We start from the raw sequence: 12644 nt of genomic DNA on the forward strand, positions 1-12644 counted from the left end.
CGGCTCCACGGCCACGACGCGCTGCCGGTCAGGTGGCTCCACGGCCGCGAAGCGCCGCCGGTCAGGTGAGGTAACGCTCCACGGCCACGATGCGCCCGCCGGTGTGGTGCAGGACCGCGACCGCGCCCTTGCGCAGGTGGGTGTCCTCCGCGTGGCCGTCGAAGCGATGCTCGCACAGGCCCGTGACCAGCTCGGGCAGTACCTTGCCGTGGCTGCAGAGCGCTGTGGGGCCACCCTGGTCCATCAGGGACAGCGCCAGCGCCGGCGACATCGAGGTGTCGTAGTGGGTCTCGGTCAGCAGCCGCTCCGTGCGGATCCTGAGCGCTTCCCTGGCCGCATACGGCAGCAGTGTCTGCACGCACCGCCTGCTCGGCGAGCTGACGAGCGACTCCGGCCGGTAGCCGCACAGGATGTCGGCGACGGTCCTGGCCTGCGTCTCGCCGTCCTCGTCCAGGGGCCGCAGGTCGTCGTCGCCTGACCAGTCCTGCCGCGAGCCCGCGAAACCATGCCTGACCAGGACGAACGGCGTCGTCTCCAGGGGCGCGGCGAGCAGGGCGCGGAGCAGCCCGGTGTCCCATTCGTAGGTCAGCCGGGCCCTGGCCTCGTCGATCGGCAGCCACTCCAGCACGTCCACCTCGTCGGAGGGCTCCTGGGCCACCTCCTCGATCACCCGCGCCGCCCAGTAGTCGACCCGCTTGAGCCGCCCGCCCTTCATGTAGTGGACGGGGGGCAGGTGGCGGCCGAGCGCGACGCTCAGCCCGGTCTCCTCGGCCACCTCCCGCATCGCGCCCGCGATGACGTGCTCGCCGGGCTTGAGCTTGCCCTTGGGGAAGGACCAGTCGTCGTACTTGGGCCGGTGGACCACCGCGACCTCGGGGCTCTCGGCGTCACCTCGCCACACGACCGCCCCGGCCGCCCGGATCGTGTCGGTTGGCAGGACATGGCATTCAGTCATCGATGGTCCTCCACCGTCGGGTTCCCACCAGGTGGTTTTGGAGGTCGAGGAACGGTTCGCCGTTCTCGCCGCGATGATGGCGCACCCAGGTGCCGTCGCCGTGCAGCCACCAACTGGCGGTGGTGTCGGCCATGGAGAGGTCGAGAATCTCCGAGAGGTACGCGCGGTGTTGCGCGCTGTTGACCTTCACCAGAGACTCCACGCGGCGCTCGATGTTACGACGCATCAGGTCGGCGCTCCCGATCCAGATCTCCGGCCGGCGGCCCGCGCCGAACTCGTAGATCCGCGAGTGCTCCAGGAAGCGTCCCAGGATGCTCCTGACCCTGATGTTCTCCGACAAACCCGGAATGCCAGGACGGAGGGTGCAGACGCCTCGGACGACGAGATCCACGGGGACCCCGGCCCTGGACGCGGTGTAGAGCGCGTCGATCAGTGGCTCGTCCACGAGCGAGTTGGTCTTGATCCGGATCCGGGCCGGGCGGCCCGCCACGTGGTGGGAGATCTCCCTGTCGATCCTGGCGAGCAGCCCGCTCCGCATCGAGTGCGGGGCGACCAGCAGCCGCCGGTAGGCCGAGTGGTGGGAGTAGCCGGTCAGGTGGACGAACAGGTCGGTGAGGTCCTCGCCCACCAGCGGGTCGGCGGTGAGCAGGCCGAAGTCCTCGTACTGCCGGGCGGTCTTGGGGTTGTAGTTGCCCGTGCCGATGTGGCAGTACTGGCGCAGCTCGCCGGACGGCTCCTGCCGTACGACCAGCGCGAGCTTGGCGTGGGTCTTCAGCCCGAGTACGCCGTAGACCACGTGGCAGCCGGCCCGCTCCAGCTTGCGCGCCCACGTGATGTTGGCGTGCTCGTCGAACCTCGCCTTGATCTCGACGACGACCACCACCTGTTTGCCCGCCTCGGCGGCGTCGATCAGCGCGTCGACGATCGGGGAGTCGCCGCTGGTGCGGTAGAGCGTCTGCTTGATGGCCAGCACGTTGGGGTCGGCCGCCGCCTGCTCGATGAACCGCTGCACGCTGGTCGAGAACGAGTCGTACGGATGGTGGACCAGCAGGTCGCGCTCCCGCAGGACCGAGAAGATGTCGTCCTCGGCGTGGACGGCCTCGGCGGGGACGAAGGGCGGGTAGCTCAGGTCGCCCCGGTCCAGGTCGGCGATCGCGTGCAGCCCCGTCAGGTCGAGCGGGCCGGGCAACCGGTAGATCTCGTGGTCGGAGACGTCGAGCTCGTCGACGAGCAGGTCCAGGACCGCCGGGCTGATCGTGTCCTCCACCTCGAGCCGGACCGGCGGCCCGAAGCGCCTCATCAGCAGTTCCTTCTCCAGCGCCTGCATGAGGTTCTCGGTGACGTCCTCGTCCACGTCGAGGTCCTCGTTGCGCGTCACGCGGAAGACGTGGTGCTCGACGATCTCCATGCCCTTGAACAGCTGGCCGAGATGGGCGGCGATGACGTCTTCCAGCGGGACGAAGCGGTCCTTGGAGGCGGCGACGAAGCGCGGGAGCTGGGAGGGCACCTTGACCCGCGCGAAGACGGTGTGCCCCGTGCTCGGGTTGCGCACGGTGACGGCGAGGTTGAGCGACAAGCCCGAAATGTACGGGAAGGGGTGGGCCGGGTCCACGGCCAGCGGGGTCAGCACCGGCCGGACCCGCTCGCGGAACAGCTTGCGCATCGCCGTGCGCTCGTCCCTGTCGAGATCCTCCCAGCGCACGATGTCGATCCCGGCGTTGGCGAGCTGGGGGCAGATCTGCTTGTGGTACGCGGTCGAGTGGCGCAGGGCGAGGTCGTCGGCGATGGCGGCGATCCGGGCCAGCTCCTCACGGGGTTTCAGTCCGCTCTTGGTGCGAAGCAGCAGTCCGGTCGCCATACGGCGTTTCAGCCCGGCGACGCGAACCCGGAAGAACTCGTCGAGGTTGCTGGCGAAGATGGCGAGGAAGCGCACCCGTTCCAGCAGCGGCAGGGAAGGGTCTTCGGCAAGCTCGAGCACCCGTTCGTTGAAGTGGAGCCAGCTCTCCTCCCGATTGAGGAAGCGCTCCTGGCTGGTGAGCAGGTCGGCGTGTCCTTCAGGGGTCGGCGGCACGATCTCGGCGGACATATGTCCAAAATGCCCTACTTAATTGAACGGCACGTTAACTTTCCAGCAACGAGGGTTTTACTTCCGCGCGGAGATGGATGTGCGCGGGTACCTACTGGCCTGGCGGGTGCCGAGTTACCGCTGTCCCGCCTCGCCGCCTTCCCCGCGCTCCGTGCCCTGGGCCAGTTCCGCGCGCTCCACGATGGGAACACGCTCCACGATGAGCTCCACATGGTCGGCCGCCGGCCGGGACTGCTTCTCGGCCAGCCTGGCCTGCTGCTCCGCCAGCTTGGCCTCCTGCACCCGCAGCCTCTCCTGGTCGCGCAGCTCCTGTGCCCGGAGCTTCTCCTGCTCCCTGAGCTGCTGTGCCAGCAGCCTCTCGTGCTCCCGCAGCTCGCGAATCCGGATCTTCTCCTGCTCGCGAAGGAGCTTCTCCTGCTCCCGCAGCTCGCGCGCGCGAAGCTTCTCCTGCTCCTTGAGGTCCTTCTCGCGGGCCTTCTCCTGCTCCTTGAGCTCCTTCTCGCGAGCCTTCTCCAGCTCCTTGAGCTCCTTCTCGGTGGGCCGGGTCAAGCTCCGGATCTCGATGACGGCCGGCACCTCGAAGCGGCCGCGCGTGGAGGCGGCGGTGAGGCCGGGGTGCGGCTCCAGCCCGGTCAGGCCGTTCCACGCGAGGTTGACCAGATGGGCGGCCACCTCTTCGCGGTCGGGCTTGCGGGCGTCCAGCCACCACTGGCCGGTGAGGGCCACCATGCCGACGAGCATCTGGGCGTACATCGGGGCGAGGGTCGGAGCGTAGCCGCGGTCGGCGAACTGGTCGGCGAGCACGTCCTCGACCTGGCTGGCGATGTCGCTGATGAGGCTGCCGAACGTGCCGGTGCCCGAGGCGGCGTGGGAGTCGCGCACAAGAATGCGGAAGCCCTCGCTGGACTCCTCGACGTACTGCAGCAGTGCCAGAGCGGCGCGTTCGAGCCGGATCCTCGGATGGCCCGCGTTGAGCGCGACGGCCACCAGGGCGAGCAGCCGCTGCATCTCTCTGTCGACGACGACGGCGTAGATGCCCTCTTTGCCGCCGAAGTGTTCGTACACGACCGGCTTGGAGACCTGGGCGGTGGCCGCGATCTCCTCGATGGAGGTGCCGTCGAACCCTTTCTCGGCGAACAGAGTGCGGCTGACGCGGATGAGTTGTTCCCTGCGCTCCTTACCGGTCATGCGTACGCGCGAGCGGGGTTCGGTCATGGGTCTAATAATGGCTGGCCCCGCCGACACAGCAACCGCCAACGTCCCAGTTTGGGCAGTTATACCGGGATTTAAACGTTCAACCTCGGCGGGGCCGGGGATTCGGGCCGCCAGCTGGCGGCCCGACAGAGGGGCTGAGTCAGCCAAGCCGCTTCGCCGCCAGACGCTCAGGGGTCGGCCACCGGACGTCGGTCGCCCAACCGGCCTGCTCGAACCAGCGGATCACTCGGGCGCTCGGGTCGAGTTGCCCCTTGAGGGCGCCGTGACGGGCCGAGGTGGGGTCGCAGTGGTGCAGGTTGTGCCAGGACTCGCCGAAGGACGGGATGGCCAGCCACCACACGTTGCGGGACTTGTCGCGCACTTCGAAGGCCTCGTCGCCGAACACGTGGCACACCGAGTTGATCGACCAGGTGACGTGGTGGAGCAGGGCGATGCGCACCAGGCTGCCCCAGAAGAACGCGGTCAGAGCGCCGGTGAAGGACCAGGTCACGAGGCCACCGATCACGGCGGGCAGCACCAGGGACGCGAACACGAGCCACGGGAAGGCCTTGTGGATGCGGTAGACGTCCTTGTCGTTCATGAGGTCCTTGGCGAAACGCTCCTGGTTGGTGCGCTCGGAGGAGAACATCCAGCCGATGTGGGCGAAGATGAGGCCCTTGGTCAGCGCCTTCCAGTCGTTGCCGAAGCGCCACGGGGAGTGCGGGTCGCCCTCCTTGTCGGAGTACTTGTGGTGGCGGCGGTGCGTGGCCACCCAGTCGATGACGCCCATCTCCAGCGACATGCTTCCGGCGATGGCGAGCACGATCTTCAGCGGGCGGTTCGCCTTGAACGAACCGTGAGTGAAGTAACGGTGCAGCCCGACGGTGACGCCGAGTCCGGTGAACACGTAGAAGAACGAGGCGATCGCCACGTCGCTCCAGCTGAGGAAGCTTCCCCAGGCCATGGGCACGGCGGCGACCAGGGCGAGGAACGGGAGCGTGACGAAGATGACCAGCAGGACGCGCTCGAAGTTGCTCTTGGGCTCGGGCTCGAGATCGGGCCGGGGGGGCGGCGGAGTCGATCGGTCTACGACGACGGTCATTGGCTACCTCACGTGATTGTTGAAGAAGTACGGACGATCTGGAGCTACGTAACCGTAACCTACGCCATCGTAAGTTAGGAATCCCTAAGTTAGTAATGTGGAGAAGATGACGCTTCGGCCGCCATCCGGTGGCGCATCCGCGCCTTGCGCATTCATGCCCGTATCTGTTATGGGAACGCCTCTCGCAGACCAAAAGGGGCGCCCGAGATGCCCCAAGGATGCGCCCTCTCGTTGCCGTGCCACGCCTGTGATCAGCGGAAATGACCTCAGTGACCCGTAGGACGGATGTCCGTGAGACATGCGGCCCCTCCGCCGTGCCGGGGTGTCCGTAAGCGCGGTCCTCGGCGGGGCGGCCCTAGTGGGAGCGCGGTAATGCGTTGAGCGGTGGGGGGCTCTGGTGGGTATCCTTGTCACCGCGGTTTGCGGAAGGCCGCGAATCCATCCGGCGTGGGGTAATTGGCAGCCCACCTGCCTTTGGAGCAGGGTTGTCCTGGTTCGAGTCCAGGCGCCGGAACTTTTCCTGTCTTGGCCGAGACAGGCCAACCACTTCGCCGAGGGGGCTGGATCCCGCCCCGGAGGTGCCAGGTATTCTCACGGTGTCGAGTGGGTGGCCGTGGGGTGCCTGTGGGGTAGCCGTGCGTCATCCCGCTCCGTCATGTCTCAGCCGCGATGCCGAGGGAGCCTCAGTCCGTGAGTGTGCCGCGCCCGGCAGCCGTCATCGTCCTCGCCGCCGGCGAGGGCACCCGGATGAAGTCCAGCAAACCCAAAGTCCTGCATGAGCTATGCGGTCGCGCACTGGTCGACCACATGCTCACCGCGGCCAGGGGCCTCACGCCCGAGCGGCTGATCATCGTGATCGGCCATGCTCGCGAGCGGGTCCAGGCCCACCTCGCCACCAGCGGTCCCGACGCCCATGCGGTCGTGCAGACCGAGCAGAACGGCACGGGCCACGCCGTCCGCACCGTCCTCGAATCGGTCGGCACGATCAACGGCACGATCCTGGTGACCTACGGCGACACCCCGCTGCTGCGCACCGAGACCCTGGCCGAACTGCTCGCCACCCACGGGGCCGAGGGCAACGCCGTCACCGTGCTCACCGCCGAGGTGCCCGACCCAACGGGGTACGGCCGCATCATCCGTGACACGACCGGCGCCGTCCTCGAGATCGTCGAGGAGAAGGACGCCTCACCCGAGCAGCGGGTGATCAGGGAGATGAACTCCGGCGTCTACGCCTTCGACGGGCTGCTGCTCGGCGACGCCGTCAAGCGGGTCTCGACCGCCAACTCCCAGGGTGAGGAGTACCTCACCGACGTGCTGTCCATCCTCAGGGAGGACGGCCACCGCGTCGGCGCGTACGTCGCCGCCGACCACGTCGAGGTCGAGGGCGTCAACGACAGGGTCCAGCTCGCCTTCGCCCGCACGGTCCTCAACGCCCGCATCCTCGAGCGCCACATGCGCGCCGGGGTCACGATCATCGACCCCGCCACCACCTGGATCGATGTGAGCGTGACCATCGAGCCCGACGTGGTGATCCATCCAGGCACGCAGCTCCACGGACGTACATCGATCGCCACCGAGGCGGAGGTCGGTCCCGCGACCACGCTCACCGACACGGTGGTGGGCGCGGGAGCCGTGGTGCGCAACGCCGTGTGCGAGGGCGCCGAGGTCGGCTCCGGCGCCTCGGTGGGCCCGTTCGCCTACCTCAGACCCGGCACCGTGCTCGGCCGCAAGGCCAAGGCGGGCAGCTACGTCGAGATGAAGAACGCCAGGGTCGGCGACGGCTCCAAGGTGCCGCACCTCACCTACGTGGGCGACGCGACCATCGGCGAGGGCACCAACATCGGCGCCGCCAGCGTCTTCGTCAACTACGACGGCGTCGAGAAGCACCACACCACGGTCGGCGACCACGTCCGTGTCGGCAGCGACAACATGCTGGTGGCGCCGCTCACGATCGGAGACGGCGCGTACACCGCGGCGGGCTCGGTCATCACCAACGACGTTCCGCCGGGGGCGATGGCCGTGGGCCGGGCACGCCAGCGCAATATCGAAGGGTGGGTCGAGCGCAGACGCGCGGACACCGCTTCGGCGGAGGCCGCGCGGCAGGCGACGGCCGAACGGGCGGGCCGGGACGGCCAGGTCGATCATGGCGAGCGGGGCAAGCAGGCCGATCAGGTCGCGCAGGCCGGAGAACAACATCGGGGGAGCACCAAATGAACCAGCGCGGCGAGCGAACCGAAAGGCACGACGGTTCCGCATCGGCGTGTCCGGCGAACCCCCCGGTGAGGAGGGGAGCATGAGCGGCAAGAAGACCACCGGTGAGAAGCATCTGATGTTCATCTCCGGCCGGGCGTATCCCGAGCTCGCGGAGGAGGTGGCGCAGCACCTCGGCATGGACATCACCCCGACGAAGTTGCACGACTTCGCCAACGGTGAGATCTACGCCCGCTACCTCGAATCCGTCCGCGGCAGCGACGCGTTCGTCATGCAGAGCCACACCGAGCCGATCAACAAGTGGATCATGGAGCAGCTGATCATGGTGGACGCCCTGAAGCGGGCGTCGGCCAAGCGCATCACCGTGGTCCTGCCGTTCTTCGGCTACTCCCGCCAGGACAAGAAGGGCCGGGGCCGCGAGCCGATCACCGCACGGCTGATGGCCGACCTGTTCAAGACCGCGGGCGCCGACCGGCTGATGTCGGTCGACCTGCACACGCCGCAGATCCAGGGCTTCTTCGACGGGCCCGTCGACCACCTGTTCGCCCTGCCGGTGCTCCACCGCTACCTCAGCGGCAAGCTCGACCCGGCGAACACCACGATCGTGTCGCCCGACACCGGCCGGGTGCGCCTGGCGGAGCGCTGGGCCGACCAGCTCGGCACGGCGGTGGCGTTCATCCACAAGCGCCGCGATCTCGACGTCGCCAACCAGGTCAAGGTGCACGAGGTGGTCGGCCAGGTCAAGGGCCGCACCTGTGTGCTGATCGACGACATGATCGACACCGGTGGCTCGATCTGCAAGGCGGCCGACGCGCTGTACGAGCAGGGCGCCACCAACATCATCGTGGCGGCCACTCACGCGATCTTCTCCGAACCCGCCGTCGACCGGTTGAAGAACTCGCGCATCTCCGAGGTGGTCGTCACCAACACGCTGCCGATCCCCGAGGAGAAGCGGTTCGACAAGCTGACCGTGCTGTCGATCGCCCCGCTGATCGCCCGCGCCATCACCGAGGTGTTCAGCGACGGCTCCGTCACCAGCCTCTTCGAGGGCGACAGCTGAGGAGTTTCATCGGCGTCACAGGTGCCTCACCGGAGGGGCCCGCGACGCCGATGCGCCACTCCGGCCAGGTTCGGGTAGTCTCTGAGGGTTGTCCGCGCTCGTAACGCCTCCCGCTAGGGCGGACGAGGGAGAGCGCCTCCAGCACCCGATTCCCTAGGAGATACGCCGTGTCCGAGGTACGCATCGCCGCCGAGCCCCGCTCCGAGTTCGGCAAGGGCGCCGCACGCAAGATCCGCCGCGTCGGCAAGGTTCCCGCCGTCCTATACGGCCACGGCACCGACACCAAGCACCTGACCCTTCCCGGTCACGAGCTGATGATCGCGCTGCGCACGCCGAACGTGCTCATCCGCCTCGAGGGCGAGGGCATCAACGAGCTCGCGCTGCCGAAGGGCGTCCAGCGGGACCCGATCAAGGGGTTCTACGAGCACGTCGACCTCCTGCTCGTGAAGAGCGGCGAGAAGGTCACCGTCGACATCCCGGTCACCACGACCGGTGACATCGCCCCGGGCGGCCTGCTCGACCAGCAGCTCATCACCGTCTCCGTCGAGTCGGAGGCCACGCACATCCCCACGGGCGTCGAGGTCGACATCGAGGGCCTGGAGATCGGCGCCGTCGTCACCGCCGGCGACCTCAAGCTGCCCAAGGGCACCTCCCTGGTGGCCGAGCCCGAGACCGTCGTGCTGCAGGTCATCAACGTCCCGACCGCCCCCGCCGAGGGCGAAGAGGGCGGCGTCGAGGGCGAGCCCACCGAGTCCGCGGAGTAGATTCCGTATCGTCGGCAGGGCAGCCAGGAGGCCGGTCACCGGTCGCCCGGCTGCCCTGTTCGGTATGTGACGGTGTAGAGATGTGGCGGCGCTTCAGGCGCCGAGTGGAACGGAGAGGCCTGTCGTGGACCGCTGGTTGATCGTCGGACTGGGCAACCCCGGCCCCGACTACGCCGGTAACCGGCACAACGCCGGCTTCATGGTGCTGGACGAGCTCGCCGCCCGAGTCGGCGGCCGTTTCAAGACGCACAGAGCCCATGCCGAGGTCGTGGAAGGCCGGCTCGTGGGCGCGCCGGTCGTGCTCGCCAAGCCGCGGTCCTTCATGAACCTCTCCGGCGGGCCGGTCAAGGCCCTGGCCGACTTCTACAAGGTCGCCCCGGCGAACGTCATCGTGGTCCACGACGAGCTCGACATTCCGTACGGCGCGCTGCGCGTCAAGCTCGGCGGTGGCGACAACGGGCACAACGGCCTGCGGTCGATCACCAAATCGCTCGCCACCAAGGACTACCTGCGGGTGCGCTTCGGCGTCGGCCGTCCCCCCGGGCGCATGGACGCGGCCGACTACGTGCTGCGCGACTTCGCCACGGCCGAGCGCAAGGAGCTGCCGCTGCTGGTCGACCGGGCGGCGGATGTCGCGGAGTCGCTGATGGTGTCGGGCCTGGAGGCCACCCAGAACACCTTCCACCCCTCCGACCTGAAGCCCGTCAAGCCGCCGCGCTAGACGCCCGGCCGGCACGGCGCGCCGGTCAAGGGACTTTCCCGATTCCCCCAAGAGCCGCCCACGTCGGCGCTAGCATCCCTCACGGACAGTGTCCAATCGGTTACGTGGAGGATGTGTGGGGGTGGGCGAGATGTCGGGGGTCACCGTCCAGAGCGCGTCGGAGGCTCGCTTACCGGCCTTCTCCCGCGCTCGTCCGTGCCTGCCGGGATGGGCGCGGCGCTACCGCCTCCAAGCCATGGCGGGCGATCTGTTGTGCGGCTTCCTCGCCGGGGCCGCCGCCGTCGTCGTGCGCTTCGGCGAGGTCACGCCGTACGTCACGCCGTATCTCGTGCTGAGCTCGGTGCTTCCGGTGGTGTGGGTCGGCATGGTCGGCCTCAACCGGGCGTACGAGGCCCGCCTGGTGGGGGTCGGATCCGAGGAGTTCCGCCGCATCACCCAGTGCGGGTTCCTGCTCACCGCCGGAGTGGCGATCACCGCGTATGTGACCAAGACCGACCTCGCCCGTGGATACGTCGTGCTCGCCCTGCCGCTGATGACGGTCCTCACCCTCTCCTGCCGCTACGGCCTGCGCTGGAGGCTCCACGTGATGCGGGCCAGGGGCAGGTGCATGCGTCGCGTGGTCGCCGTCGGTCACCGGGCGGCGATCGCCGACCTGATCCACCGCTTCCGTCGCCAGCCGTACCACGGCATGGAGATCGTCGGCGTGTGCCTGCCGCGTGAGGACGCCGCGGGCGATGTGGAGGGAGTGCCGGTCCTGGGGGACTTCACCGACGTCCCTCTGGTGGTCGGCCAGGCCGCGGCCGACACCGTGGCCGTGCTCGCCTGCCCCGAGCTCGACGGCACCGCACTGCGCCGCCTGGCCTGGCGGCTGGAGAAGACCCGCACCGATCTCGTCGTCGCCCCGGCGCTGATGGAGGTCGCCGGGCCGCGCACGACGATCAGGCCGGTCGCGGGGCTGCCGCTGCTGCATGTGGAGCATCCCGAGCTGTCCGGGGTGCGCCAGCTCCTCAAGAACCTCTTCGACCGCACGCTCGCCGCCCTCGCGCTCGCGGCCCTGGCCCCCGTCCTCGCCGCACTGGCGGTCGCCGTACGGACCACCAGCCCCGGGCCGGCGCTGTTCCGCCAGACGCGGGTCGGCAGGGACGGGGTGGAGTTCACGATCCTGAAGCTTCGGACCATGCGATCGGACGCCGAGCAGTGCAAGATCGCCCTCGTCAGCGACGGGGACGGCGTGCTGTTCAAGATCAAGGACGACCCGCGGATCACCCCGCTGGGCGGCTGGTTGCGCCGCCATTCCCTCGACGAGCTGCCGCAGTTGTTCAACGTCCTGCTCGGGCACATGTCCCTGGTCGGGCCGAGACCCCCGCTTGCGGATGAGGTCGCCGGGTATGGTGACGACGTCCGGCGGCGGCTCGTGGTGCGCCCCGGCATGACCGGACTGTGGCAGGTGAACGGCAGATCCGACCTCTCATGGGAGGAATCGGTACGGTTGGACCTGCGTTATGTCGAGAACTGGTCTCTCACACTCGATCTTCAGATTTTGTGGAAGACCTGGTCCGCGGTGGCACGCGGCTCGGGTGCTTACTAGCCCGAGGACTCGGGCGCGGCTTCAGGAAGGGCATCGTGACGATACGCGACGACCACGCACTGGCGAGGGACCTCGCGGCCGAGGCGGGCGAGAGGCTCCTGGCATTGCGCTCCCGCGAGGGGTTCGGCGATCCGGTGGCCTTGCGCCAGATCGGTGACCAGGAGTCCCATGCCTACCTCACCGAGTCCCTGTCGCGTCTGCGGCCCAGTGACTGCGTGCTGTCCGAGGAGGGCACGCGCGAGGAGCGCCTCGACCCGCGCCGCCAGTCCGCCGACCGCGTATGGATCATCGACCCGCTCGACGGCACGCGTGAGTTCGGCGACGAGGGCCGGTCCGACTGGGCCGTCCACGTGGCCCTGTGGCAGCGAGCACCCCGCTCGCCTTCCAGCGGTGGCCGGGCAGAGGGTGGGAGGGCGCCGGGGGCCGGCTCCGCGCGGGGAGAGCTGATCGCGGGCGCCGTGGCACTGCCCGCCCAGGGCCTGACGCTCAGCACCGCCTCGCCTCCCACGCTCGCGGCTCCGGCCAGACCGCCCGCTCAGGGTGCGGCGCCCACTGCGTCGCCCGCTCAGGGTCCGGTGGCGTCGCCCGCCGCCCGTGAGGGCAGGATCCGCATCGCCGTCAGCCGCACCCGGCCGCCCGAGTTCGTCAGGAAGCTGGCCTACCTGGTCGGCGCCGACCTGGTGCCGATCGGCTCGGCCGGTGCGAAGATCGCGGCGGTGCTCACCGGCCAGGTCGAGGCGTACGTCCACGCCGGCGGCCAGTACGAGTGGGACTCGGCCGCTCCCGTGGCCGTCGCGCAGGCCGCCGGCGCCCACGCGAGCAGGATCGACGGCACCCCACTGATCTACAACCAGGAGAACCCCTCACTGCCGGATATCCTGGTCTCCCTACCGGATCTGGCGCCAACGTTGCTCGCCGGCATCCGCGACGTGCACCGTTAGGGCAACACTCCCGGAGGAAGAC

10 protein-coding genes and 1 tRNA gene are annotated in these 12644 nt (G+C 68.9%); 7 read left to right on the forward strand and 4 right to left on the reverse strand.

Features of this window, described 5'->3' with window-relative positions; all coding sequences use genetic code 11:
* Positions 1-61: 61 nt before the first annotated feature.
* The 4 genes from ABD810_RS33950 to ABD810_RS33965 form a co-directional block, all read right to left on the reverse strand.
* Positions 62-955, reverse strand: a complete 894-nt coding sequence (locus ABD810_RS33950; protein WP_344950401.1) for an NUDIX hydrolase — start codon at positions 953-955, stop codon at positions 62-64.
* Complete coding sequence (locus ABD810_RS33955) at positions 948-3041, reverse strand: RNA degradosome polyphosphate kinase (RefSeq protein ID WP_344950404.1); 2094 nt, start codon at positions 3039-3041, stop codon at positions 948-950. Before ABD810_RS33955 ends, ABD810_RS33950 begins: the two co-directional genes overlap by 8 nt.
* A gap of 114 nt (positions 3042-3155) precedes the next feature.
* A complete protein-coding gene (locus ABD810_RS33960) occupies positions 3156-4256 on the reverse strand; it encodes a TetR/AcrR family transcriptional regulator (protein WP_344950407.1) in 1101 nt (366 codons plus the stop codon).
* Positions 4257-4395: 139 nt separating this feature from the next.
* Positions 4396-5337 (reverse strand): acyl-CoA desaturase, encoded by a 942-nt coding sequence (locus ABD810_RS33965; RefSeq protein ID WP_344950410.1) that lies wholly within the window; start codon positions 5335-5337, stop codon positions 4396-4398.
* A 441-nt stretch (positions 5338-5778) separates the two neighbouring features.
* On the opposite strand from ABD810_RS33965, the gene ABD810_RS33970 reads away from it, so the two are divergent.
* The 7 genes from ABD810_RS33970 to ABD810_RS34000 all read left to right on the forward strand — a co-directional run bounded on the left by ABD810_RS33970 (position 5779) and on the right by ABD810_RS34000 (position 12622).
* A tRNA-Gln gene (locus ABD810_RS33970) sits at positions 5779-5851 on the forward strand.
* A 176-nt stretch (positions 5852-6027) separates the two neighbouring features.
* Complete coding sequence (gene glmU, locus ABD810_RS33975; protein ID WP_344950413.1) at positions 6028-7551, forward strand: bifunctional UDP-N-acetylglucosamine diphosphorylase/glucosamine-1-phosphate N-acetyltransferase GlmU; 1524 nt, start codon at positions 6028-6030, stop codon at positions 7549-7551.
* A gap of 79 nt (positions 7552-7630) precedes the next feature.
* Positions 7631-8608 carry a ribose-phosphate diphosphokinase gene (locus ABD810_RS33980; protein WP_344950416.1) on the forward strand — a complete coding sequence of 326 codons (978 nt, stop codon included), beginning with the start codon at positions 7631-7633 and terminating at the stop codon, positions 8606-8608.
* A 167-nt stretch (positions 8609-8775) separates the two neighbouring features.
* Positions 8776-9372: a 50S ribosomal protein L25/general stress protein Ctc gene (locus ABD810_RS33985; RefSeq protein WP_344950420.1), complete on the forward strand. Its 597-nt coding sequence runs from the start codon at positions 8776-8778 to the stop codon at positions 9370-9372.
* Positions 9373-9496: 124 nt separating this feature from the next.
* Positions 9497-10093 carry an aminoacyl-tRNA hydrolase gene (gene pth / locus ABD810_RS33990; protein ID WP_344950423.1) on the forward strand — a complete coding sequence of 199 codons (597 nt, stop codon included), beginning with the start codon at positions 9497-9499 and terminating at the stop codon, positions 10091-10093.
* Between the two features lie 130 nt (positions 10094-10223).
* Positions 10224-11681, forward strand: coding sequence for a sugar transferase (locus ABD810_RS33995; protein WP_344950819.1), 1458 nt, complete (start codon positions 10224-10226; stop codon positions 11679-11681).
* Positions 11682-11716: 35 nt separating this feature from the next.
* Entirely contained in the window at positions 11717-12622 is a 906-nt protein-coding gene (locus ABD810_RS34000) for a 3'(2'),5'-bisphosphate nucleotidase CysQ (protein WP_425567003.1), read from the forward strand.
* The last annotated feature ends 22 nt before the right edge of the window (positions 12623-12644 follow it).

Source organism: Sphaerisporangium flaviroseum (genome assembly GCF_039537005.1).
Lineage (GTDB): Bacteria > Actinomycetota > Actinomycetes > Streptosporangiales > Streptosporangiaceae > Sphaerisporangium > Sphaerisporangium flaviroseum.